26 protein-coding genes, 1 tRNA gene, 1 other RNA gene and 1 pseudogene are annotated in these 24,601 nt (G+C 45.2%); 23 read left to right on the top strand and 6 right to left on the bottom strand.

Translation table 11 applies throughout. From position 1 onward, the window contains the following. Nucleotides 1-342: 342 nt before the first annotated feature. From V3S16_RS06290 to V3S16_RS06270, 5 genes and pseudogenes are all read right to left on the bottom strand, one after another. Nucleotides 343-645 carry a hypothetical protein gene (locus tag V3S16_RS06290; RefSeq protein WP_413883819.1) on the bottom strand — a complete coding sequence of 101 codons (303 nt, stop codon included), beginning with the start codon at nt 643-645 and terminating at the stop codon, nt 343-345. Nucleotides 646-692: 47 nt separating this feature from the next. Further along, nucleotides 693-1,307: a DUF6398 domain-containing protein gene (locus tag V3S16_RS06285; protein WP_413883818.1), complete on the bottom strand. Its 615-nt coding sequence runs from the start codon at nt 1,305-1,307 to the stop codon at nt 693-695. A 236-nt stretch (nt 1,308-1,543) separates the two neighbouring features. Beyond that, the gene (locus tag V3S16_RS06280) at nt 1,544-1,762 is read right to left on the bottom strand and encodes a hypothetical protein (RefSeq protein ID WP_413883820.1); all 219 of its coding nucleotides are present in this window, start codon (nt 1,760-1,762) and stop codon (nt 1,544-1,546) included. Nucleotides 1,763-1,779: 17 nt separating this feature from the next. Then, nucleotides 1,780-1,896: pseudogene (locus V3S16_RS06275) on the bottom strand (hypothetical protein); the annotation flags it as partial. 3 nt (nt 1,897-1,899) lie between these two features. Continuing rightward, nucleotides 1,900-2,235: a DUF433 domain-containing protein gene (locus tag V3S16_RS06270; protein WP_413883817.1), complete on the bottom strand. Its 336-nt coding sequence runs from the start codon at nt 2,233-2,235 to the stop codon at nt 1,900-1,902. 480 nt (nt 2,236-2,715) lie between these two features. On the opposite strand from V3S16_RS06270, the gene V3S16_RS06265 reads away from it, so the two are divergent. Continuing rightward, nucleotides 2,716-2,910 carry a hypothetical protein gene (locus V3S16_RS06265; RefSeq protein WP_413883816.1) on the top strand — a complete coding sequence of 65 codons (195 nt, stop codon included), beginning with the start codon at nt 2,716-2,718 and terminating at the stop codon, nt 2,908-2,910. Nucleotides 2,911-3,159: 249 nt separating this feature from the next. Here the strand turns inward: V3S16_RS06265 and V3S16_RS06260 are convergent. Then, nucleotides 3,160-3,236, bottom strand: a tRNA-Pro gene (locus V3S16_RS06260). Between the two features lie 188 nt (nt 3,237-3,424). Here V3S16_RS06260 and V3S16_RS06255 point away from each other — a divergent pair. The 22 genes from V3S16_RS06255 to tyrS all read left to right on the top strand — a co-directional run bounded on the left by V3S16_RS06255 (nt 3,425) and on the right by tyrS (nt 24,225). Beyond that, nucleotides 3,425-3,622: a hypothetical protein gene (locus V3S16_RS06255; RefSeq protein ID WP_413883815.1), complete on the top strand. Its 198-nt coding sequence runs from the start codon at nt 3,425-3,427 to the stop codon at nt 3,620-3,622. Between the two features lie 107 nt (nt 3,623-3,729). Continuing rightward, a complete protein-coding gene (locus tag V3S16_RS06250) occupies nt 3,730-4,647 on the top strand; it encodes a S66 peptidase family protein (RefSeq protein WP_413883814.1) in 918 nt (305 codons plus the stop codon). A gap of 227 nt (nt 4,648-4,874) precedes the next feature. Next, nucleotides 4,875-5,945: a serine hydrolase domain-containing protein gene (locus V3S16_RS06245; protein ID WP_413883813.1), complete on the top strand. Its 1,071-nt coding sequence runs from the start codon at nt 4,875-4,877 to the stop codon at nt 5,943-5,945. Nucleotides 5,946-6,146: 201 nt separating this feature from the next. Continuing rightward, nucleotides 6,147-7,190 carry a rod shape-determining protein gene (locus V3S16_RS06240; protein WP_413883812.1) on the top strand — a complete coding sequence of 348 codons (1,044 nt, stop codon included), beginning with the start codon at nt 6,147-6,149 and terminating at the stop codon, nt 7,188-7,190. Between the two features lie 4 nt (nt 7,191-7,194). Further along, a complete protein-coding gene (gene mreC / locus V3S16_RS06235) occupies nt 7,195-8,010 on the top strand; it encodes a rod shape-determining protein MreC (protein ID WP_413883811.1) in 816 nt (271 codons plus the stop codon). A gap of 14 nt (nt 8,011-8,024) precedes the next feature. Further along, nucleotides 8,025-8,543 (top strand): hypothetical protein, encoded by a 519-nt coding sequence (locus V3S16_RS06230; RefSeq protein ID WP_413883810.1) that lies wholly within the window; start codon nt 8,025-8,027, stop codon nt 8,541-8,543. A 33-nt stretch (nt 8,544-8,576) separates the two neighbouring features. Further along, nucleotides 8,577-10,463: a penicillin-binding protein 2 gene (mrdA, locus tag V3S16_RS06225; RefSeq protein WP_413883809.1), complete on the top strand. Its 1,887-nt coding sequence runs from the start codon at nt 8,577-8,579 to the stop codon at nt 10,461-10,463. Nucleotides 10,464-10,570: 107 nt separating this feature from the next. Continuing rightward, nucleotides 10,571-11,671, top strand: a complete 1,101-nt coding sequence (gene rodA, locus V3S16_RS06220; protein ID WP_413883808.1) for a rod shape-determining protein RodA — start codon at nt 10,571-10,573, stop codon at nt 11,669-11,671. A gap of 120 nt (nt 11,672-11,791) precedes the next feature. Beyond that, entirely contained in the window at nt 11,792-12,310 is a 519-nt protein-coding gene (locus tag V3S16_RS06215; RefSeq protein ID WP_413883807.1) for a bactofilin family protein, read from the top strand. Between the two features lie 134 nt (nt 12,311-12,444). Next, nucleotides 12,445-12,978, top strand: a complete 534-nt coding sequence (locus V3S16_RS06210) for an ATPase (RefSeq protein ID WP_413883806.1) — start codon at nt 12,445-12,447, stop codon at nt 12,976-12,978. Further along, a complete protein-coding gene (locus V3S16_RS06205; protein ID WP_413883805.1) occupies nt 12,978-13,601 on the top strand; it encodes a hypothetical protein in 624 nt (207 codons plus the stop codon). The genes V3S16_RS06210 and V3S16_RS06205 overlap by 1 nt, the downstream gene beginning before the upstream one ends. Further along, complete coding sequence (gene atpH, locus V3S16_RS06200; protein WP_413883804.1) at nt 13,601-14,152, top strand: ATP synthase F1 subunit delta; 552 nt, start codon at nt 13,601-13,603, stop codon at nt 14,150-14,152. The genes V3S16_RS06205 and atpH overlap by 1 nt, the downstream gene beginning before the upstream one ends. Further along, a complete protein-coding gene (gene atpA, locus V3S16_RS06195) occupies nt 14,152-15,666 on the top strand; it encodes a F0F1 ATP synthase subunit alpha (RefSeq protein WP_413883803.1) in 1,515 nt (504 codons plus the stop codon). The genes atpH and atpA overlap by 1 nt, the downstream gene beginning before the upstream one ends. 91 nt (nt 15,667-15,757) lie before the next feature. Further along, complete coding sequence (gene atpG, locus V3S16_RS06190; protein ID WP_413883802.1) at nt 15,758-16,651, top strand: ATP synthase F1 subunit gamma; 894 nt, start codon at nt 15,758-15,760, stop codon at nt 16,649-16,651. 105 nt (nt 16,652-16,756) lie between these two features. Further along, a complete protein-coding gene (atpD, locus tag V3S16_RS06185; protein WP_413883801.1) occupies nt 16,757-18,172 on the top strand; it encodes a F0F1 ATP synthase subunit beta in 1,416 nt (471 codons plus the stop codon). 27 nt (nt 18,173-18,199) lie between these two features. Further along, nucleotides 18,200-18,610, top strand: a complete 411-nt coding sequence (locus tag V3S16_RS06180) for a F0F1 ATP synthase subunit epsilon (protein ID WP_413883800.1) — start codon at nt 18,200-18,202, stop codon at nt 18,608-18,610. A gap of 335 nt (nt 18,611-18,945) precedes the next feature. Continuing rightward, nucleotides 18,946-19,695 carry a sugar phosphate nucleotidyltransferase gene (locus tag V3S16_RS06175; protein ID WP_413883799.1) on the top strand — a complete coding sequence of 250 codons (750 nt, stop codon included), beginning with the start codon at nt 18,946-18,948 and terminating at the stop codon, nt 19,693-19,695. Nucleotides 19,696-19,977: 282 nt separating this feature from the next. Continuing rightward, nucleotides 19,978-20,220, top strand: coding sequence for a cell division protein ZapB (gene zapB, locus V3S16_RS06170; protein ID WP_413883798.1), 243 nt, complete (start codon nt 19,978-19,980; stop codon nt 20,218-20,220). A gap of 41 nt (nt 20,221-20,261) precedes the next feature. Beyond that, nucleotides 20,262-20,558 carry a cell division protein ZapA gene (locus tag V3S16_RS06165; RefSeq protein ID WP_413883797.1) on the top strand — a complete coding sequence of 99 codons (297 nt, stop codon included), beginning with the start codon at nt 20,262-20,264 and terminating at the stop codon, nt 20,556-20,558. A 153-nt stretch (nt 20,559-20,711) separates the two neighbouring features. Beyond that, a non-coding RNA gene (gene ssrS / locus V3S16_RS06160) (6S RNA) lies at nt 20,712-20,893 on the top strand. Between the two features lie 448 nt (nt 20,894-21,341). Then, the gene (rny, locus tag V3S16_RS06155; RefSeq protein ID WP_413883796.1) at nt 21,342-22,907 is read left to right on the top strand and encodes a ribonuclease Y; all 1,566 of its coding nucleotides are present in this window, start codon (nt 21,342-21,344) and stop codon (nt 22,905-22,907) included. 31 nt (nt 22,908-22,938) lie between these two features. Then, a complete protein-coding gene (tyrS, locus tag V3S16_RS06150) occupies nt 22,939-24,225 on the top strand; it encodes a tyrosine--tRNA ligase (RefSeq protein ID WP_413883795.1) in 1,287 nt (428 codons plus the stop codon). The last annotated feature ends 376 nt before the right edge of the window (nt 24,226-24,601 follow it).

The raw sequence follows: 24,601 nt of genomic DNA, 5'->3' as shown, positions 1-24,601 counted from the left end.
AATAAAAAAAGCGACTGTTAAGCTGCTTGATTTAATGACAAAAGTATGGTCGGGGCGAGTATCACTTTCTCACATCCCTAAACAAAGCAATTGCGAGTCCAAGCATAAATAAAATAGCCACTATATCAAGCAATCCTTCTCACCCCCCTGACTGACACGTTGTATTATTAAAAAGTCGTGTTTTCTAAATTAATGGATGTTAATTGTCAAGATAATTTTTCACTTTTTTCAACCAGCGTCTATTAGCGGGGTAGCGTTATGGGTTAAGGCCGCCACAAAACCAAACAGCCGGTTAAAATCACCGACTGGTACCTTATTAATGGAGGCCGGACCTGATCGAAATCAGACTGGCGGTCTTATGACTGATAAAAAAGGGTTGATTGCCGGCAGAGTCAGGCTTAAGATTGTTCTAATCCCACAAACCGAATTAGTCTCGTCTTGACCCTCCCAGGAAAATTCAATTCTTTCAAATTTGCTGTAATTTTCAATCCTGTAATCCATAGACCCATAAACAACACCAAACTGAAATTCGCCTAACCCGTCTTTATCGAAACGGATGTAGCCGGGAACAACAAGATCTATGTAATCTTTGTCCCAATGCTCCATTTCAACAATACGCCATTTTTCAATATAGTCCCTTTTCATTTCGCATTCTTAATAGTAGCTTGTTAAATTTTGGTAAAATATCAAAATTAATCAAAGAGGCTCAATTGTCGGTCGTCTTTTTTCTTTTTCTTTTTTTCTGCAATTTTTCGGTTTATCTCGGTCCTCCGAGCCTTTCTTTCCTGTGCTTTTTGTTCCTCAATGCGATGCTTTTCCTCGATATATCTATTCAGCTCCTCGGCTTCTTCACCATCAACAAATTCAACCACAAGCTCTTTATCCCCAAGCATGCTTTTGGGAATAATAAACCCTTCCGGTGTTTGATAGAAAGTAAATGTATCAGTGATATGCTTACTACAGTAGCCTTCTGCACCCAATCCCAATTTACATGCTGTCTCGATTTGGGTTGCCTTGTTTCCTATAGTTGATTTTTTTGTCTTGAAGAAATCGCATATGGCATCTGCCGTGATGTAATATTCATTTTCCTTGTCAAATAGAAAGTTCAAACGGGCAATTACATATATTATGGAGGCGGCCCAAATCTCTTTTTTGCCGCGTATTATGGTAAACTTTCGTTTCCGGCCGATTGTATCATACAGCCTCAATGCATAACTTTCCAGTTCCTCATTTAAGTGTTTTGCGCAAAAACTATGAATTATTTTTTTAATCGCATTGATTTTTTCCATTTTATCGCTCTTTCTCATTTAAACCTTCCATATTTATGCACGATTTTTTTACCGTGGTCATGAACTGTTACCATATAATTTATTTCAAGACAATTTTGCGGTTTTATTAATCCTAAACAGAAGGAGGGAATTATGAAAGTTTTCACAGGCCGGCACATTGTGGCTGGAGTATCACAAAACAAATTCCAAAAAAAATCAGGATGAAGCTCTTAAATTGGGATCACCCTGATCCATCTATCTTATTTTATACGTTCTTATCGTAACGGCAGGTAACGTATCTGCCCATCCCATTCACCTTCCAAGCTGTATTCCGCCAGTAACAAAATATCTTCTATGGCAGCACCAATCGGTACCCTTCGGCTGACTTCAAGCACGCCCGGCATGGGCTGGTCGGCATCAATGCGCTTATAAGCGTAACGGGTAATTGTCTTGAATCGTGTGTGAGCAAAATACGTCCTTCTTGCGCTGCCCATTCAAGCACGGTCGGGTCATCTGCCCCAGATAAACCTACATCTTGAATACGCACTATGTCCAAATCTGGTTTGCGGCGTAACAAACCACGTATGATATCGTTGTTGAAGTTTTCATCGGCGGCCAGTTTGAGCATGAGTTATTTTACCTTTGCAGCACTTCTGGCCAGTAAGCGATCCCGAATACCGTGGGGATCAAAGCGTGATTCATTTTGCTTTCGAACTGTTTCTGCTTGGCGTCGTTCTTCCTGCAAATAATCGTCTATTTCCGGGCGCTGTCGCAAATAATAACCAATTGCTGAATAGACGTCGGCTAAGTCAAGAGTGGGATATTGTTGAGTAATTTCTTCAGCCGTGGCCCCTTCTAAAAAAGCTGTAACTATTGTATCAAGAGTTACGCGGGTTTTGCCGATTCGCACCACACCTTCAGAATCTACTGTAAAGGGGACTAATTCTTTTTCAATGGCAAGGGTCATTGGATTTTCCTCCGCCGCTATTTAATCTGTAGTTTATTATTGAATAACATAGGGTGGCCGGAACTTCAAATATTTTCATTTAGGGTTGAGAGATTAAGGTGGCTGATCCTGTAGAGAAACTTATTTTTCGGAAAAATGTAGTTATTAGACGTTATCTGGTTTGATGTGCCATACCAGATACCTTGCCAAAAGTCCATATATCTAATAGTTCCAAATTGTTGTGATAACCATTTTATATCGACAGCATTTGTTTAGAATTATTTGACAATCCAGATTGCCCCTCCATCACTACATTTAGTGATTTCAGCTCTACATCATTTACAGAGTCCATTTTTAGTGAACATCCAAATCACATATGCTTTTTGGTCATTAAGCTTGGATAAAGCATAATATTTTCCTAACATAAGGCTACGATGGGGTTCAAGGGGTTCTTTGACAATTAAATAAAGTCGGCGCGACTTGCGCAGTCTGGAGGCACTTATGGCAACAGTTTATATACAGAAGCGTAAGTGCAAGTCCCGCAATAGTTGTGCCATCAGGTACAGAGATCCAATCACATGCAAAACCAAGCACTACAAGACTTTCAGACGGCATCGTGATGCAACATATGCTGCGCATGATTTGAGGATGATGATAGATCACGGCAAGCTGTATGAAATTCCAAAAAGCACTTGAGTTTTTGTCAAGTGCGCATACGCACACAGGTTTATAACTATAATAAAATACACATAAAATAAATCGCTTGAAATTAATGGGAGGGGGGATAATAGCGAAAAGAGATCATTTCCTACCAAGACAGGCAGAACAATTACAGGGACTTACGCTTACCAAAACAAGTAGGCTACCCATTTGCTACCTTTTAACCAAAACAACAAAAAATGGGGATTAGCGTATGTTGCTAACCCCCATTAATTATAAAGCTTTTGGTCGGGGCGAGAAGATTTGAACTTCCGACCCCTTGAACCCCATTCAAGTGCGCTACCAGGCTGCGCTACGCCCCGACAAAAAAATTTTTAACAGCTTACGCGTATTGTGTCAAGCTATGAAAAAAAGACGTAACAATGAGATATTGATACCATAGGCTCCAAGACCACAGAAATGGCACAAGAGTATTAAGTTATTGACAATGCTGCCAATATCGATATACAAGATAATATAGCAAGAATATTAAACAGATAAAAGATTGCAAATGGAAATAAACCCACAAGTTATTGAAAAAAATGGTAAAAAAGAATTTGTAATTCTTCCCTATGAAAAGTTTTTAGAGATTCAGGAAGAACTGGATAATTATGATGACCTTCGTATTCTTCGTGAAGCAAAGGAAAAGGAAGGTGACGCTCCTACAATCAGTCTCAAAGACGCAAAAAATGAATTGCATTTAAAATAGCGAACATGGTGCTGTGCCGGAACCGTATCATGCTTAACTCTATGCAGTCTGGTGAGCTTGGTCGAAAGAGACGACCTCGGATCTTATAATTCCCCTCAAAATTCTTCATGGAAAGTTACCAAAAACCTATCGTGAAACCTCCGCGGCTGGCGCCGGGAGATACCATCGGCATTGTGGCGCCTGCCAGCCCTTTTAGTCGGGAAAAGTTTAACAAGGGCGTGGCTGTGCTGGAATCCATGGGGTTTCGGGTGTCCTTTGACGATGATATCTTTATAGAGCAGGGGTATCTTGCCGGGACCGACGCCCAGCGGGCGGACTTTATAAACCGTTTATTCGCCGACCGAGAGATCAAGGCCATAGTCTGTGCCCGGGGCGGGTTCGGCGCTATGCGCGTACTTGCACTGCTCGATTATGAAGCTATTAAAAAGCACCCCAAGATTTTTGTCGGTTTCAGTGATATCTCGGCGCTGCTGTCCGTATTAGATACAAGATGCGGTCTGGTCGCTTTTCACGGACCCATGGTGACGACGCTGGCAGATGCCGGCCAGGCGACTAAAGCGGCCCTGCTGGCGGCCTTGACATCTGATGTCAAACTGGAACTTGCTCCCGCAAACGGCAGGGTAATTAGTCCGGGACGGGCTTCCGGGCCCATCGCCGGCGGGAATCTAACGACCCTGTGCCATCTTGTGGGGACCCCCTATGCGCCAAGCTATAACGGAAAGATCGTTTTTTTTGAAGACAAGGGCGAGGCGGCCTACAGAATCGATCGGATGCTGAGTCAGATGAAGCTGGCCGGATGCTTGGAGGGGCTTGTCGGTCTGGTGCTTGGTTCTTTTGAAGATTGCGGTGAGTTTGATGAGATTTGCAGGATTACCGCAGAAATGTTCAAAGATGCCGGCATCCCGGTTCTGGCCGGTTTTGACATCGGCCACGGCAAAACCAATATCACGATTCCGCTGGGGATCGAGGCAACCCTTGACGCCGATCAGCAGCGGCTGACGTTTCATGAATCCGCCACTGTATAACGCGACCTGGACAGGCCGAAACCAAGAAATATTGGCCACAAAGGCACGAAGAAAAAAATAATATATATCCTTTGTGTCTTCGTGCCTTGGTGGCAATGACAAATAACAAACGGCGAATAACCAATGACCCCGGTGAAATGCGCTGCGCTGTCACTACGTGAATTTCACGGGGCAAGCAAATGACGAATGACAAATGATAGATGCAATTTAGGGAACACGGAATTCGTATGAAGCAAGTCGACCAAATGATGAAGGAGGCTATAACCGATGAGGTTTTCCCCGGGGGGGTGCTCCTGGTTGCTGCGGCTGATTCCGTAGTATTTTTTGAAACATACGGATATGCTGATATTTTTTCAAAGCGCCCCATGACCAAAGAGACAGTTTTCGACCTGGCATCCTTGACCAAACCGCTGGCAACCACTCTGGCGGTGATGCAACTGGTTTCACAGCAAAAACTTAGACTGGATCAGGATTTAGCATCTATCCTGCCGCAGTTCAAAAACTCGGACAAATCGCGGATAACCATTAAGCAGCTGCTCTGCCATACTTCAGGCCTTTGTGATTATCGTCCCTATTACGAGTCGTTGGATAAACTTCCACCAGAGCGCAGAAAGGACGCTTTAAGAGACTTTCTGGTAAGCGAACCGCTCATAGATCCTCCAGGAGCAAAAGTGCTGTACAGTGACCCGGGGTTTATGATTTTAAATCGGGCTGTTGAGCAGGTTGCGGAAAGAAGGCTGGATCAGTTTGTGGAGGCAGAGATCTACGGCCGGCTGGGAATCGAAAAACTTTTTTTTATTGATCTTGACTCAGAGCCCCGTGACGCGCAATTTGCCGCTACCGAGCGCTGTCCATGGCGTAACACTCTTATAGAAGGTGTCGTCCATGATGAAAACGCCTATGCCGTGGGCGGTATTGAGGGCCATGCCGGTCTTTTCGGAACAGCGAAAGATGTCCATCGTCTTTTGTGTGTGCTGCTGAATGATTTTTACGGACAAGCTGAAAATATATTGTTTAAAAAAGAATTACTGCAAACGTTTTTTAGACGAGACGGCCGCAGCGGCCGGGCGCTCGGTTTTGATGCGCCGTCATCAACAGGTTCAAGTTGCGGCCAATATTTTTCAAAAAAGAGTGTGGGGCATCTCGGTTTCACCGGGACTTCTTTCTGGATGGACCTTGACCGCGGGGTTATAGTGATACTGTTGACCAACCGCGTCCATCCTTCCCGCGATAACGATAAGATAAAAGCCTTCCGGCCACAGTTGCATGATGTGGTCATGACCCTAATTGAGTCATAACTCAATTAAACCCTGAATGCGCGTAAACAAAATGGAGGAGGGTGTTAAAGATAATATTATTAATTTTCCTTGTAATTACAGAATAATTTTGATAACTTTAGTATCTTATTAGCGATGAAATTTAAGTTCGCTATCAAAGAAAAAAGTAGCAGATAAACGGATTGAATGGGCACCCGGCATGGTGCCCAAAACAGAGGTGTCATGAATCTATTTATAGATAAAATTTTGGGCGCATTTTCCAGTGATCTGGCTATCGATCTTGGAACCGCCAATACACTCGTTTATGTTAAAGGTAAAGGTATTGTATTAAATGAGCCTTCAGTGGTTGCGGTTCGCACTGACAACCGCATGAAAAACAAGGTACTGGCCGTCGGCCTTGAAGCCAAGAATATGCTGGGGAGAACTCCCGGTCATATTGTGGCGATTCGTCCCATGCGTGATGGTGTGATCGCTGATTTTGAAGTTACCGAAGCGATGCTCCGGTATTTTATTCAACAAGTGCACAACCGGCGCAGGTTGATCAGACCCAGAATCATTATTGCTGTCCCCTCCGGTATTACTCAGGTGGAGATGCGTGCTGTCAGGGAATCGGCGGAATCGGCAGGATCCCGCGAAGTATTTCTGATTGAAGAGCCCATGGCGGCCGCAATCGGAGCCGGCCTTCCGTTTTCTGAACCGTTTTGTAATATGGTAGTCGATATCGGCGGCGGCACGACCGTAGTCGCCGTGATTTCTATGGCGGGATTCGTCTACAGTAGATCTATCCGGGTGGCCGGCGACAAAATGGATACAGCCATCATCCAGTACATCAAACGGAAATATAACCTTTTGATTGGTGAGAGGACCTCCGAGATCATCAAAACTACCATCGGGAATGCATACCCTGATCCCGATGATGTGGAGACCATAGAAGTAAAAGGCCGAGACCTTGCTTCCGGAATTCCCAAGATTCTCGCCATAGACTCGGAAGAGATACGCATAGCAATTTCAGAGCAGATCGATGCTATTATAGAAACAATAAAGATCGCCCTGGAACAGACCCCGCCGGAATTGGCAGCCGACATCGTCGACCGGGGAATTGTATTAACGGGCGGAGGGGCATTGTTAAAAAACCTGGACAAGCTTATCAGAGAGGAAACCAACCTTCCGATAACCATTACCGAGGATCCCTTATTAACTGTTTGTCTTGGTTCCGGGATGGCTCTCGACAGCATTGAAATCCTCAAACAAGTTATGATTACATAGTTTCATGATCCCGAAAAAAATGGTCGTGATTATTGGCGTGATTGTTCTGATTGCTGCCAACATCATAGCCCTTTCTGTTACAAGCCGCCGTCATGCTTCTTTTGGATCCGGTCGTATTGCCCTTTCGTTCGCAGCTCCTTTTCAGAAGGCTGTTACCCGTTCGATTCGTTTTGCCAGAGGTTTATGGAAACATTATTTTCTTACAGTTTCAGTGGCCCAAGAGAGCTACAAATATAAAAAAGCACTCGGTCTTGCCCAACAACAAAACAACCAGCTTAGAGAACTGAAGCTTACCAACGTTCGCCTGCGAAATTTACTTGATTTTCAAAAAACAATGACAAATCAAGTTCTTGCTGCTGAAGCCATCGGCAAGGATCCTTCTCAATGGTATAAAACTATAATAATAGACAAGGGCAAAGATGAGGGCGTAGCCAAAGGGATGGCGGTGGTGGTCCCCGAGGGAATTGTTGGTCAGGTTATGGATGTTTCCGCGCATAATTCCAAAGTTCTGCTCATTATCGACCCCAACAGTGCCGTCGATGCACTGATCCAACGGACACGGGCTCGCGGGGTAATCAAAGGCGGGTCTTCGGGGCGGTGTCTCTTCAAATATGTTTTGCGTAAGCATGACGTTGGTGTTGGTGAAAGGGTTGTTTCGTCCGGAATGGACGGTGTCTTTCCCAAAGGCCTTGCTGTGGGGCGCGTTGCAGGAGTTATCAGGCGCAGCTCGGGTATCTTTCAAGAAGTGACCGTTACACCTTTTGTAGATTTTGAAAAACTTGAAGAAGTTTTAGTTGTATTGAGTCCTCCCAAGCATTAATCAGTGAGGCGGCCATGACGTACTTTTTTTATATTTGCACATTTGTATTGTTGCTTATTTTCCAGACAACAGTTATGCCTTATTTTCCGCTGTTCGATAGGTTTTATGATCTGCTTGCTCCCTTTGTTATTTACCTTGGTCTTTTCAGATCTGTCCGTGAAAGCATACCAATAATAATTATCTTTGGATTCATAATGGACAACCTTTCCGGGGGTCCTTTGGGCCTGTATTTAACGACGTATCTATGGTTGTTTGCAAGTGTAAGGTGGGTCATTACCATATTGCGTGTGAGGGATAATGTTCTTTTGCCGTTTGTTGTTGCCGCCGGCGTGCTGCTGGAGAATATCATTTTTATGGGGGCCATTACTATGTTTGAGTCGGGTTCACGTTTTTCTCAAGCGGACTTCAGTACGGTTGCTGTCCAGGTGTTATGGGCTCTGGTCACAGGTCCGATTTTCCTTATTTTTTTTAAATATTTGCATCAAAGATGGGACAAATGGTCTGGTGAGATATTAGGCTCCCCGACAAGTTAGTTGAATTTGTGACTTTTTACGGAACTATAAACCTTGACTAAATATTTAAATGTTGCTGATACGGATTGGTACAGACAACGATTAATCCGGGTCATGTATTGTGTTGTAGCGGCCTTTTGTCTCCTTTTTGTCCGTCTGTTCCACCTACAGGTGATTCAAGGAGAGGAGCTAAGACGACTCTCCGAAAACAACAGTATCCGCTTGGAGCATACTGACCCTTCACGCGGATTGATCTTTGATCGCGATGGAAAAACACTGGTGGATAATCGGCCTTCGTTCGACTTGAGTATAATTTTGAAAGACGCCCGGCCCGTTGATGGTACCATTGAAGAATTAGCCAGAGTGATAAATGTTCCGGCGTCCGAACTGATGTTGAAAATTGATCGCAGCAAGGGGGTTGCAGCTTACAAGCCGATTCTTTTGAAGCAGGATTTTGGTCGTGACGCCCTGGCGGCGGTTGAGGTTCGGAAATTCGATCTGCCCGGTGTGGTAGTGGGTGTCAGGCCTCTCAGGCATTCGCTCAACAAGCAGGGCGCTGCCCATCTTATAGGATATTTGAGCGAAATCAATGCAGATGAGCTTAAATCCGGAAAATATCCAGGAACCAAACGCGGTGACTTTATTGGAAAGTTTGGTGTGGAAAAGGCCTTCGAGTCGTTTTTAAGGGGGAAACGCGGCGGTCGTCAGGTCGAGGTCAATGCCACCGGTCAGGTGGTTGAAGTTTTGAAAACCGTTGATGCCCAGCCGGGACATAATATTTATCTTACCATTGATCAGATGTTGCAGAAAAGGACCGAGGCGCTTTTAAAAGGACGAGCAGGTGCTGCATTGGCCATGGATCCTGCGACCGGGCATGTTCTTGCCATGGCCAGTTCGCCTTCATTTGATCAGAATGATTTTGTCGGCGGGATGTCCTATGAAAAATGGAGTGCTCTTATCTCCAACCCTTTCAGACCCATGGAAAACAAAGCCATCCAGGCGGAGTATCCGCCGGCATCTACTTATAAGATTATAACTGCCATGGCCGGCCTCGAAGAAGGTGTTATCGATGAAAAAACCATCTTTCATTGTCCGGGATATTATAAATATGGCGATCGTGTTTTTCGGTGCTGGAAAAAGAAAGGTCACGGTAACGTCAATGTTATCAAGGCATTAATTGTATCATGTGATGTGTTTTTTTATCAGGTGGGTCAAAAGCTGGGGGCCGACCGCCTGGCATGGTATGCTAAAGCCAGTGGTCTGGGGGCACCCACCGGTATAAACCTGGACCACGAGGCAGAGGGTTTAATTCCTACCACAGCCTGGAAGAAAGAGCGCACCGGCAAAGCCTGGCAGGGGGGAGAAACGCTTTCGGTGGCTATTGGACAGGGGTACGATCTTGTGACGCCCATACAGATGCTGGTCTTGACTTCAGCGATTGCCAATGGCGGCGTAATCTATAAACCAATGATATTAAAAACAATAAAGACGGCTGAAGGTAAAATTGTCATTCAAACTCAAAGCCAGGTTAAAGGTAAGTTGCCGGCCAGCAGCCAGACATTGGAGCTTATTAAAAAAGGCCTGTGGGGGGTGGTGAACGACCGTAGGGGAACTGCGAAGGCGGTCCGCATTAAAGGCATCGATGTCAGTGGGAAAACAGGCTCAGCACAGGTGGTTGGCCGCAAAGATGACGAAGAGACCAGCGAAACCGAAAAACCGGACCATCTGAAAGCACATGCTTGGTTTGTGGCTTATGCACCATCAGTTGACCCGCAAATCGCTGTTGTAGTTATTATCGAACATGGGGAATCCGGAGCTAAAGCAGCGGCTCCGATTGCCAGGGAGATGATACGAGCCTATTTGAAAAAAGCCGGGCCCGGCAAGCAGCTAAAGGCTGAAGGCTCAATGCTCGAAGGAGAGGTAATTGCCGCTAACCGATAGAAAGCCAAAATTGAGGGATAACGCTCAACTGACACCAATAACAGATAACCAATAACGGATAACACCTAATTGAGTTCTGGCTCAATTAGGCCAGGAGCTAAGCGACTATGTTCGACCGGCGGTACGTACAATATTTTGACTGGGGCTTATTGGGGCTTACTGTTCTACTTGGATCCCTGGGGCTTTTGACGCTGTATAGTGCTGTTATATCGGAATCTCCCACGCTGCACAAGATTCTGCATATCAAACAGTTGATCTGGTTTGGTATTGGATTTGCCCTAATGATTGTTTCATTTTCGCTGAATTACAAATTGCTGTATCGATGGGCTCACGCAATTTACATAATAGGCATTATCCTTCTGGTTTGTGTTTTACTATTCGGGAAATATGTCGGTGGTGCAAAGCGCTGGCTCCTGTTGGGCCCTGTATCTTTTCAGCCGTCGGAGCTGGTCAAAATTGCAGTGATCATCGTTTTGGCTCGCTATTATTCAAGAGTTGCAAATCCAGCAGGTCTTACCTTGCGAGAGATTTTTGCCCCCTTTATGCTAACGATTATACCTTTCCTTTTAATTGTAAAGCAGCCTGATCTGGGAACCGCAATGCTGGTAGCCTTGATTGCCGGTTCAATGACTGTTTTTGTAAAAATTGAAAGGCGCTCGCTTTTATATATCATTGTTTCATGCATGCTAACCGTTCCCCTGATATGGTTTTTCATGAAAGGATACCAGAAAAAGCGTATATTGACTTTTTTGAATCCGGACAGCGACCCGCTGGGCGCAGGCTATCATATTATTCAATCCAAAATTGCCATCGGTTCCGGCATGTTTGCCGGCAAAGGATTTTTGAAAGGAACCCAGAACGCGCTCTCTTTTTTGCCGGAACAGCATACCGATTTCATATTTTCGGTTCTGGCTGAGGAATGGGGGCTGGTTGGTAGTGTTATTTTGCTGGCTATTTTTTTGATGCTTATTATCTGGGCCTTGAATGTCGCCCATCGGTGCCGAGACCCTTTTGGAACGATCCTTGCCGTCGGCATTGCCGCCATGATATTCTGGCAGGTCTTTATAAATATTGGAATGGCAATGGGGCTGATGCCGGTTGTCGGTGTTCCGTTGCCGTTTATCAGTTATGGCGGCTCGTCGATTATCACCACGATGATTAGTGTCGGTCTTTTAATGAACGTCAGCATGAGACGTTTCGTGCAATAAGGTAAAACATTTGACTTTTAACAAATTTATTAATAGAAAAAGCATTAACTCGGGTTTTTCATGAAGAATTTATTTTTTATGAGAAATTTGGGCTAAATGGGCGCAACATCAGGAGGCGCTATGAGAAAATCAAAAAAGACAGATTTAATTTCAACTTATTTGGGGGCAGATGGAAATATTGAAGGTACCATCGAATTCAAAAATGCCATAAGGTTGGATGGGCGTGTTAAAGGCAAGATTTTCAGTGAGGCCGGAACTGTAATTATCGGTGAAACGGCTGTGATCAACGCCCGCATAAATGTCGACATTGCAGTTATAATGGGGAAAGTTAACGGCACCATCGATGCCAGAAAAAGAATCGAGGTTTACCCTCCGGCCTGTGTTGTGGGTGATATACAGGCCCCCACGATTTTGATAGAATCAGGTGTGATGTTCAATGGAAACTGTTCCATGAAAGCGCGAGAAGTTTCATCAAAAAAGCCGGTATCTACTACCGATTCTGTTCAGAAGTTCCCGATTCAAAAAAAAGGTAATAAAAAAACCGATTCTATTCAAAAAGTCCCAATTCAGCAAGAAGGTCAAATAAGAGCTGATTCTATTCAGAAACCCGCCGGTCTAAAAGAAGGTAAAGCAAAATAAAAACTACAAAAAACCTTTGACAATTGATGATGGTGGATGGTATAGACCGCCCTTGTTAAAGAGGGTTGGACCTAACAGCTAAAAGATATTTAATTATATCAGCCCACCTGTTTTTTGCGACAGAGGATCCATAAATGAAATTTTTTGGTTCAAACCGGAAACGCTTTTCGGTTTCAGTACCTTTCTGGGTGCTTTTTTCTTTATTTTTTGCCGGAAGCGCTTTGGGTTCGGGCGGCGGCATAACAGTGATGCCCGATGCATCCTTATTCATTCAGATCGTCAATTTTCTATTTTTAATTTGGGTTTTGAATGTTCTTTTGTATCGGCCGATCCGTAACATACTGATTCAAAGAAAGGAAAAGCTTAGCAACCTGGAGCAAAATATCGAAACCTTAAGCAGTATTGCCCATGAAAAAGACCGTGCATTTACTGCGGGCATTAAAGAGGCCAGAGCCAGAGGATTGAAAGCGAAAGAGGCCTTGATGCAAGCGGCGGCTGACGAGGAAAGAGAGGTTATCGAAAAAATAAATGAGAAAGCACAGGCTGACCTTGCTGAGGTACGTAAAAAAATAGCAAAAGATGCCGAAACCGTCAGGGCGTCCCTGCAGCAAGAGATTGATGCGTTTGCAGACGCTATTGGTGAGAAAATTATAGGGAGGGCTATTTGATGAACTTGATAACGATAAAATGGCCTGGAATAAACCGCAAGCGTTGGATCGTTAAGAAAGGAGCGATGGTGATAGGCATTACGACTCTCGCTCTTTTTTGCGTTGTCGGTATTGTCTTGGCGTCGTCGGGCGAAGCAGGCGGAACCAAAGGATGGGTGGCGATCGACACATACCGCGTGATGAATTTTACTGTTTTGGCCGTCGCTCTTTTCTTGCTTTTGCGAAAACCGGCATCTCAGGCGCTGAACGCTCGCATTAAAGGGATCGAAGAACATCTGAGTGAATTGGAAGCCAAAAAAAAGGAAGCCGAGAAGCAACTGGCGGCCTATCATGAAAAGTTTGCAACGCTGGAGCAGGAGGCCGAGAAGCTGATTGACGAGTATATCCGGCAGGGCAATGAAGCCAAGGAGAGGATTCTAGCAGAGGCGCAGGCTGCTGCCGAAAAACTCGAGGAGCAGGCCCGCCGCAATATTGAACATGAGTTCAAGCAGACCAAATCAAAATTGCAGGAAGAGATACTCGTAAAGGCGCTTGCCAAGGCTGAAGAGCTCATCAAAAGTAAAATTACGGCCCAAGACCAAGAAAAACTGGTAGAAGAATATCTAGAGAAGGTGGTGGCATAGTGAAGCATCTAACGATTGCACGGCGTTATGCCAAAGCACTTTTAATTATCGGCAAAGAAGATGGTCAGGCGGAGGCCTATCGAGAAGAGCTTGACGGATTTACAAGCCTAATAGCCAGAGAAAAGGAACTTGAACAGGCGATTTGCAATCCTTTATACGGCGCTTCAGAACGTAAAAAAGTACTGCAGACGGTCATTGATAAGGTCGATGTTTCCAAAGTTATGGGCTCTTTTCTCCTTTTGCTGTTTGACAAGGGGCGCTTTGAATCTTTGAGCGATATCAATGACTTTTATCAAAAACTGGCGGATGAGCTAAAAAACGTACTGCGGGCCAGTTTGGTTTCGGCTACGGAACTTTCATCCGAGATCGTTGAAAAGATTCGTACAACTCTGTCTAAAAGGACAGGTAAAGATATTATCCTGGATGTAGAGCAGGACCCTAGCCTTATCGGGGGGATCGTTTCCAGAATAGGCGATTTGGTTTTGGACGGTAGTATCAAAACACAATTACTCAATATGAGAGAATCATTAAAAAGGGGTGAGAGTGTATAATGGAACTAAGAGCTGAAGAAATAAGTCAAATTATCAAAGAGCAGATTACGGATTACGACAAGAAAGTTGAGTTGAGCGAAACCGGGACGGTTTTGTCGGTTGGTGATGGTATTGCCCGCGTGTACGGTCTGGAGAAAGTTATGTCCCTGGAATTGGTTGAATTTCCCGGCGGCATCCTGGGGCTTGCGCTGAACCTCGAAGAAGACAATGTCGGGGTGGCCATCATGGGCGAAGACATTCACATCAAAGAAGGGGACATTGTTAAACGCACGCGCAATATCGCTCAGGTTCCGGTGGGTGAAGCCGTGCTGGGCCGCGTTCTTTCGGCAATGGGTGAACCGCTGGACGGCAAAGGGCCCCTCGAGGCCAAAGAGTTCAGTCGGATCGAGAAGGGCGCTCCGGGCGTTACTGACCGCATGAGCGTGCATGAACCCTGTTATACTGGTTTAAAGGCCATTGATGCCATGACGCCGGTGGGTCGGGGGCAGCGCGAGCTGATCATCGGCGACCGTCAGATCGGGAAAACCGCTGTGGCCGTCGATGCCATTATCGCCCAGAAGGACACGGACATTTACTGCATTTACGTGGCCACCGGCCAGAAAAAATCAACGGTTGCCCAGGTCCATGCAGTCCTGGAAAAGCATGGTGCCATGGAATATACGACCATTATAGCCGCATGTGCCAGTGACCCGGCCACATTGCAGTACATCGCCCCTTTCACAGGATGCGCCATGGGCGAATATTTCCGGGACAACAAAATGCACGCGCTCATTATTTATGATGACCTTTCCAAACAGGCGGCGGCCTACCGGCAGGTTTCCCTCCTTTTGAGGCGTCCGCCGGGTCGTGAAGCCTATCCGGGTGACATCTTCTACAACCACTCACGCCTGCTGGAACGGGCTTCCAAGCTGAACGAAGAACTCGGCGCCGGCTCTCTTACCGCGCTGCCGATTATTGAAACCCAGGAAGGTGACGTGTCCGCCTACATTCCGACCAACGTTATATCGATTACCGACGGCCAGATATATCTTGAGCCCGCTCTGTTCTTCGCCGGCGTTCGGCCGGCGATTAATGTGGGGCTGTCGGTTTCCCGCGTCGGCGGCGCCGCCCAGGTCAAGGCCATGAAACAGGTGGCCGGTACCCTGCGACTCGATATGGCTCAATATCGTGAACTGGAAGCCTTTGCCGCCTTCGGCAGCGACCTGGATAAAGTCACCCAGCAGCAATTGACACGCGGCGAGCGATTGGTCGAAATTCTAAAGCAACCCCAGTATCAACCGCTGAGCATGGAAAAGCAGGTATCGATTCTGTTTGCCGGAACCAAGGGTTTTCTCGACAAATACCCGGTGGATGTACTGACCAAATATGAGGCCGGGCTGTACCCTTTTCTCGAAGACAGATATCCGCAGATTTTTGAAGGCCTTAAGGAGAAGCAGGAATTTACCGAGGAAATTGAAAAGCAGATGACCGAGGCCCTGGAAGCTTACGACGCGGAATTCAAAGACACCATTTAGTCAGCAAATCGTCATTTGTCGATTGATGGGTTAATGGTTGAATTACAGACAGCCAATCAATCAATAACTTTAAATATAAGGTCTTAAGTATATGGCGACGTTAAAGGAAGTTAAACTAAAGATAGGCGCGGTTAAAAAGACCCAGCAGATTACCAGGGCCATGAACATGGTGGCGGCCTCCAAGCTGCGCGGAGCCCAGGTAAACATGGTGGGTTTTCGTCCCTATGCGAGCAAGTTTTCCGAAGTTTTGGGAAGCTTGGCGGAAAAAGCCGGCGAGGAGACCAACCCTTTGCTGGAAGCGCGCGCAGAGGTCAAAAAAGTACATCTGGTTTTGTGTACTTCTGATAGAGGGCTGTGCGGGGGGTTCAATTCAAACCTTACGGCCAGGGCCGAGTTGTTTATTAAGGAAAAACGTGAACAAAACATCGACGTTTCAATTACGAATTTCGGGAAGAAAGGCCGCGACTGGTGCCGCAAAAACGGATTTGAAATTATCAACGAGCATATTGGAGTTGTCGGAGGCAGATTTGGATTCAACATCGCGGCAGCAGCCGGCCGACAGTTGATTGAAGGTTATCTTAACAAAACCTATGATGAGGTTCACATTATCTTGGCTGAATTTATTAGTATGGCGAGACAGACCTCCGTATTAAATCAAATGCTCCCCATACTGCCCATGGAATCTTTAGAGGACGAATCCGAGAAAGAAGAAACACCATATTTGGCGGAGCATATCTGCGAACCGTCTCCCCCGGAGCTGCTGGATGAATTGCTGCCCAGAAACGTTTATGTTCAGCTTTACAGGGCTTTGTTAGAGACATCGACCAGTGAACATGCGGCCCGCATGGCAGCAATGGATAATGCTACCACGGCCTGCAAGGATATGATTGAGAACCTCACCCTGATGTATAATAAAGCTCGACAGGCGGCCATTACCGCTGAACTCATGGATATTGTCGGCGGTGCCGAGGCTCTTAAAGGATAATTTCGTTAATAGTTATTTGTTAATGGTATTAAGTTATGTGTTAGTAGGAATTCAAAAACGAATAACAAATAACGAATAATAAATAACCAATTTGGAGGTCTTTAGATGGGAGAAAATATAGGTAAAGTTACGCAGGTTTTGGGACCTGTGGTAGATATTGAATTTGAGCAGGACAATTTGCCAATGATTTATACGGCACTGGCGATTACCAATCCCGCTATCGACGATCAGCCGGATAATCTTATCGTGGAGGTCGCGCAGCACCTGGGCGACAATGTGGTTCGGACCATTGCCATGGATGTCACCGACGGTTTGGTGCGGGGCCAGGAAGTAAAAGATACGGGCATGCCGATCATGATGCCGGTGGGCGAGGCCGGTCTGGGTCGCATTCTCAACGTGGTGGGACGGCCCGTGGACGGTCTGGGCCCCATAAGCCGGGAGAAGGAGATGCCGATACACCGCGAAGCCCCGAAGTTTACGGAACAGGACGTAACGGTTCGCGTACTCGAAACCGGGGTTAAGGTTATGGACCTGCTGGTACCGTTTCCTAGGGGCGGCAAAATGGGCATGTTCGGCGGCGCCGGCGTCGGTAAAACCGTTATCATGATGGAGATGGTTCACAACATCGCCATGCAGCACGGCGGGATCTCCGTGTTTGCCGGGGTTGGCGAGCGGACCCGTGAAGGCAATGACCTGTACCATGAAATGAAGGATTCAGGGGTTCTGCCCAAAGCGGCCCTGATTTACGGGCAGATGACAGAGCCTCCCGGCGCACGGGCTCGCGTGGCGCTTTCCGCCTTGACGGCCGCAGAGTATTTCCGGGATGAAGAAGGGCAGGACGTTCTGATTTTTATTGATAATATCTTCCGTTTTACCCAGGCAGGGTCGGAGATTTCCGCAATTCTGGGCCGGATGCCTTCAGCCGTCGGATACCAACCCACACTGGCCGTTGACCTCGGAGAACTCCAGGAGCGGATCACATCCACGGACAAAGGTTCGATTACATCGGTTCAGTGCGTCTATGTTCCCGCCGACGACTTGACAGACCCGGCCCCGGCAACAACATTTGCCCATCTTGACGGTACCGTTGTGTTGTCACGTCAGATTTCCGAGCTGGGAATCTATCCGGCGGTGGATCCCCTTGATTCAACTTCCCGAATTCTTGATGCTGCTTACATTGGGGATGAGCATTATCAGGTCGCCCGCGAGGTGCAGCAGATTCTTCAGAAGTACAAAGAGCTTCAGGACATTATTGCTATTCTGGGTATGGAAGAATTGTCGGATGAAGATAAGGTAACCGTGGGACGTGCACGTAGAATTCAGCGCTTTCTGTCGCAGCCGTTCTATGTTGCCGAACCTTTTACGGGCATGAAAGGTACTTACGTCAAAATTGAAGATACCGTCCGGGGGTTTAAGGAAATTTGTGAAGGCCAACATGATGATATTCCGGAGCAGGCATTTTATATGGTAGGAGGCATTGAAGAAGTAGTAGAGAAAGCCAAAGAAATTGCTGTAGCTTAATTTGGCAAAATAACATAAGGTTATACCATGGCTGAAAATATAAAATTGGAAGTCGTTACTCCAGAGAAATATGTGGTTGACGAAGAGGTTCAAATCGCGGTGGCACCCGGAGTCTTAGGGGAGTTTGGTGTGCTTATCGGCCACACTCCCTTTTTGACAACCCTTAAAACGGGTACAGTCCGCTTCACGGATGTAAACGGGACTGAAAGATTCGTTTTTGTAAGCGGCGGCTTTGCAGAAGCGCTTCCTGATAAAGTAACTGTGCTGGCAGAATCGGCCGAAAGGCGAAGCGATATTGACATAGAGCGCGCCCAAGCAGCCCAGGAACGTGCTCAGAATCGTTTGGCCCAGGAAAAAGCTGAAGATGTTGATTTCGTAAGGGCCAAAGCAGCCTTGGAAAGAGCTATAAATCGTATTAGGCTTGCCGGTACGAAATAATTGTAGGCACTATTTTACGAATCTTATTTTGATCAACTGCATTTCTCACTGAAAATGGGAAATGATCATTGATTATATTATAAGGGCGGATCTGTTAGATGGTTTGCCCTTATTTTTTTGAAACCGGTTCTATTCCTTTTTTGAACCATGCAGGCAGTTTTTAGTTCCTTAGTTGTAATTTTTTTGCTTTTTGTGGCAAAACTTTTCCCATTCTGCCACTAAGGCACCAAGGCACGAAGAAAGAATAACAAATATATCCTTTGTGTCTTAGTGTCTTTGTGGCAAATAATTTTGGTTCCGGCTTGTCCGGGTTAGGGAATAGGTTAACGAGCAAGATGTCACACATTCCGGGAAAACCAGCGATAATAATACTTGCGGCAGGTTTGGGCACACGTATGAAATCAGACAAGGCCAAAGTGTTGCATGAAATTCTTGGCAAGCCCATGGTAACGTATGTTGTTGAAACAGCCCAAAAGGTTGCCGGTAATGATATTATTTTAGTTATCGGCCGCCAGGCAGAGAAAGTTCGTCAAATTGTATCAGAAACCCACCAAGTTCTTTTTACAGTTCAGAAAGAGCAGTTGGGGACAGGCCATGCGGTTACGTGTGCGTTGTCTGATATCCCGGAACATGCCCGGCAGATAATTATTCTATGCGGCGACATACCGCTGCTAACTACCGATACGATTTTGAGATTTTTGGATGATCACGTTAACGCCAATCGGGATTTAACCCTATTGGCAGTTGAAATCGATAACCCCGCTGGATATGGTAGGGTTTTGATTGATGAAAATGGATATGTAACCGGGATAGTTGAAGAAGCAGATGCAACCGAACAGCAAAAAAAAATCAAAACGATTAATACTGGAATCTATTGTGTAAAAAAGGAGTTTTTGGCCGAATCGCTGCTAAAGATTACGCCTGACAATGTGCAAGGTGAATTTTATTTAACAGATATTGTCGAGATAGGATGTAAAGAAGGTAAAGTTGTTGGGATGGTTGTGGGAAGTGATTATCAGGAATTTACGGGCATAAACACGGTCCAGGATTTGATTAGGGTTGAAAACATAATGCGCAGTCGTTAGACCCTTAATTGTAAGGTTTGTGTTTTTTCTGGCAGAAATTTTGCCATTCTGCTACAAAGACACCCAGGCACGAAGACAAAAAAAATTGAATATTTCCTTGTATTTTGGTGGCTTAGTGGTCAATATTTTTTGGTTGCCCGTTTCAGCTTCAATCAAGATTGGATTTTAGTTACACTATGACTACCCTGTTCCGTTTTCGGGGCTCGTTAGGGGTGGGGAATATATCTTGACTTTAGATTATATCAAAGATTATATTGAACGAAGCTATCATGAGGTGCAAGATTGGATCACGAAAAAGTTTTGAGCCAGTTTGATGAAATAGAACAGAAAGTTGGGAAATTGATTGATGTTCGCAAGTCACTTGAGGCGACCAACTTGGAATTTAAGACTAAAATTACGCGGTTAGAGGAAGAGCTTCAAGGTAAGGTTGAAGCGGAAAACAATTATCAAGAAGAAAGGGCCTTGATCCGGTCAAAGGTTGATAGCCTTTTGGCCAGGCTGGAGGATCTTACAGAAACTGAGTAGAGGCCATAAAGTACGGATTGAAAAGGTAGAATACTTAACCATTGGAACAACTTGTCACAATAGAGCTTTTTGGACAGCCGTATACGTTTAAGGCCGAATCAGACGTTGCCGATGCCAAAGAGGTTGCTGATTATTTGGTCAAAGAAGTCACTAAGATTGAAACTCAACATTCGAGCAAATCACCAGGTGTAACGAAATTAGCCACTATGATTTTAGCAGCATTGAATATAGCTAATGAAAATATTGGGCTTAAAAACAAACATTCGGTTTTGTTGAGAGATATTTCTAAACGATCCGCAAATCTTGTCAATACGTTAGATGCTGCTGTAAGAGGTTAAAGATTTTTACAAGTTGATGCCTGAAATCTGACAAGTTGTATGCTGCCAGCTCATACTTACTGCATGGGCCCTAGATAAAAGCAGATGCTTTCTGTTATCCTCCCGGGATAAGGTGCGATTTTGAAAGTATTTGAATTTTAGCTGAACTGAGTGTGACCCCTGCCGTGTTAGTGATTGGAAGATGTTCTTTGACCCAACATTTATTGAAGGGGAGCTTTCCCTGATTTTGGTGAGCATGTTCTGCTTGCACAGAAAAGCCTAAAGAAATCAAAAGGCGCCCACTTAGTTATTTATGGTTCAAAGACCTGCCAACACGGCATTATGGCGGGGGTCCTGCTCAATTCAGACTTTCAAAAGAAGCGCAGCCATAATGAGACCTAATCTATCTGATTTAGCAAGCCAAAACATCTAGGTGTATGGAATTTAAAAATTGAAAACAAACCATCGCTAAATCAATTTTTTGGGCACCCTTACCTTTTTCCTCCTTAAGACCTCATTAGGATCAACCTCGTATTTTTGATGGCGTCCTAAAAAGCCCCATCTACTACGCCTTTTTATCCCGCCGAGGTTTGGCGGTGGTATATGAACCTTTTTACCTTGGCACGGCGTAGCTATGCGAAGACGGCTTAGCCATCTATATCAGAATATTTCATGATGTATATCAAACACGCGCCTAACATATTATGAGGTTTGATATTCATGATTAAATGTTCGGAAAAAGAGTAAATGAGAACAAGGTAAAATTAAAAACATTAGGTATAACGTTTCCGGGGGAGAAGGAAAATGAATACATACAATGTATTAATAATAGTCGTCGTCGGTTTCGGGCTCGGTTTTGCCATCGCGTATTGGTTCAAGGGTAAAATTTTGGACCACAAGGTCAAAGCTACTGAACAGGAAAGTTTGCGCGTATTAGAGGATGCCAAGCGAAAATCAGAGACACTGCGAAAAGAAGCTGGACTCGAAGTGAAAGATAGGCTTTTTAGAATGAAAAGCGACTTTGATTCAGAAACCAAAGAGACTCGAGCTGAATTAAAGAAAACTGAAAGAAGATTGATACAAAAAGAAGAAAATATAGACCGCAAAGCCGACCAATTCGAACGCAAAGAACGAGAAATTTCACGCAAGGAAAAAAGTCTTGCTAAAAAAGAAGAGGAAGCAGAGCGTAGTAATAACAAGTATAAAGAACTCATTGAAGAACAAAAAAGTCAGCTCGAAAAAATATCCGGCTTGACTGCCGAACAGGCCAAGGAGTTATTAATTCGGGCCATGGAAAACGAGGCTCGATATGAAGGTGCCAAGCTTATCAAAAGGATAGAGAATGAAAACAAAGAGGAGGCGGATAGAAGAGCCAAAAAAATCATGGCTACGGCCATCCAAAGATATGCGGCTGATTTTGTTGCTGAACGGACGGTCTCGGTAGTTCAACTTCCCAACGATGAGATGAAGGGGCGCATAATCGGGCGAGAGGGCCGCAATATCCGCGCTCTTGAGGCGGCAACAGGTATTGATCTGATCATCGATGATACACCTGAAGCGGTTATTCTGTCGGGCTTCAACCCTATCCGGCGCGAAGTTGCCAGACTTTCGCTAATGCGGCTGATTACGGACGGTCGCATCCATCCGGCACGTATCGAAGACGTTGTTAAAAAAGTAAGCAAGGAAATTGATTTAGCTATCAAAGAAGCTGGAGAACAGGCCGCATTTGATTTGAGTCTTCACGGGATTCACAGTGAGCTGATTAAGGTTATCGGCCGGTTAAAATATCGTACCAGTTATGCTCAAAATGTTCTGCAGCATTCTATTGAGGTGGGGATTCTCGCTGGTATTATTGCTTCCGAATTGGGCCTTGATGCGAAACTTGCCAGAAGAATGGGGTTGTTACATGATATCGGCAAGGCCATAAATCACGAAGTTGAAGGTCAACATGCTGTGATCGGTTCGAGACTTGCCAAAAAGTTTGGTGAAACTCCAAAGATCGTACACGCTATTGCTGCCCATCATGAAGATGTGCCTCCGGATTCTGTGTATGCTTTGTTGATACAAGCTGCTGACGGGCTTTCAGGCGCCAGGCCCGGGGCACGCAAGGAACTGATTGAAAACTACATTAAGCGGCTGGAAGATCTTGAAAAAATAGCAAATTCATTTAAAGGTGTGGCAAATACTTACGCTATCCAGGCCGGGAGGGAGCTTAGGATCATTGTCGAGAGTGGCATTATTTCCGATGAAGAATCTACGTTGCTGAGCAGAGATATCGCCAAGAAGATAGAAGAGTCGTTAACATTTCCCGGTCAGATCAAGGTAACGGTTATTAGGGAAACAAGGGCTGTTGAATATGCCAACAAGTAAGTTTGTATTTCATAAATGAGATAGAATTGACATGACGAACCTAATTGATATTCTTCAAGAGCGGGGGTTTATTGAACAGACCACCCATGCGGATGAACTGCGTGATTACCTCAAGTCAGAGGATGTAACCTGTTATATCGGGTTTGACCCCACAGCATCCAGCCTCCATGTCGGCAGCCTTGTTCCCATAATGTCTCTTGCTCATATGCAAAATTGCGGTCACCGTCCCATAGCGCTCATCGGAGGCGGGACCGGACTTGTGGGTGACCCCAGCGGAAAGACTGAGATGCGGCAATTACTGACAGCCCAGATGGTGGAAGCTAACGCTCTTGGGATTAAAAAGCAGCTGTCTCGTTTTCTCGACTTTAGTGACGGCAACGCTCTGATGTTAAACAACGCCGATTGGCTGACCAAACTGGAATATATCCCTTTTCTTAGAGATTTTGGACGTCATTTTTCAGTCAATCGTATGCTAAAAGCCGAAAGCTATAAAATGCGCCTTGAATCTGAAGAGGGCCTCAATTTTATTGAATTTAATTATATGCTTTTACAGGCATATGATTTTATGGAGCTTTATGATCAATTTGGGTGTAGACTCCAGATGGGAGGTAGTGACCAGTGGGGCAATATTGTTGCCGGAGTCGAATTGGTACGCAGGGTTCGTCAAAAAACGGTTTTCGGTATTACCTTCCCCCTGGTTACTACCAGCAGCGGTGAAAAAATGGGCAAAACAGCCCAAGGGGCGGTATGGCTGGCCCCGGACAGGACATCTCCTTATGAGTACTATCAATATTGGATAAATACTGACGACAGGGATGTTGCCCGCTTTTTGGCCCTTTTTACTTTTTTATCTATGTCTGAAATCAGGAAGGTTGAAAAGTTAAGTGGTGCTGAATTGAACAGCGCCAAGCAAGTGTTGGCATTTGAAACCACCAGGCTTGCCCATGGGAAGGAAGAGGCCATGCAGGCGTATCAGGCTTCAGCCAGCATGTTTGGTGCCCGCGTTGTACCAGAGGAAATTATGCCTTCAAGCACAATACCCCGGCAAGCATGGGACAGTGATGACACTTCCGTGCCGCATTCCTATATCAAGATTGATCAGTTAAAAGCCGGTGTCCCGGCCTTCAAGATATTTCATCAAGTAGGACTTGCCGGTTCCCGAGGCGCTGCCAGAAGGCTTATCGAACAGGGCGGCGCTTATGTCAACGACCAGCGCATCGCGTCTTTTGACCAATTAATTACGGCAAATGACATTAACGATATGGAAATATTATTACGGTCAGGGAAAAAGCGGTATCACAAAATTAGGGTAGGATAACATCGTGGAACGGTTTTATTGCGGTTTTATCTTGACAAAAGCTTTATAATTATTATAAATGAAAATGTCAGCCTTAATCGATCGGTGCAATTATCACTAATCGTCTTCAGCTATTTTTTTCTAAGTTGTTATTGAGCTAATCCTGCCCTATTTTTTTGCTGACTACATTAAAAAGGGGTTGACAAAACAAATTACAAACGTATAATGGGTGTTCCTTTGTGAAAGGGAAATGCCGTCAAAATTTGATGGTATTCTTGATCTTTGAAAACTAAATAGTGACAGCTTATCGAGTTATGGCTCAAGTCAAAAGGTTGTCCTTTGGGACAACTTGATCGATTTAATTGGAGAGTTTGATCCTGGCTCAGAATGAACGCTG

This window comes from Candidatus Desulfatibia sp. (genome assembly GCF_036446775.1).
Taxonomy (GTDB): Bacteria; Desulfobacterota; Desulfobacteria; order Desulfobacterales; family UBA11574; genus Desulfatibia_A.
Note: the sequence above shows the minus strand (reverse complement) of the source record. Positions and strands in the feature narration are given on the sequence as shown.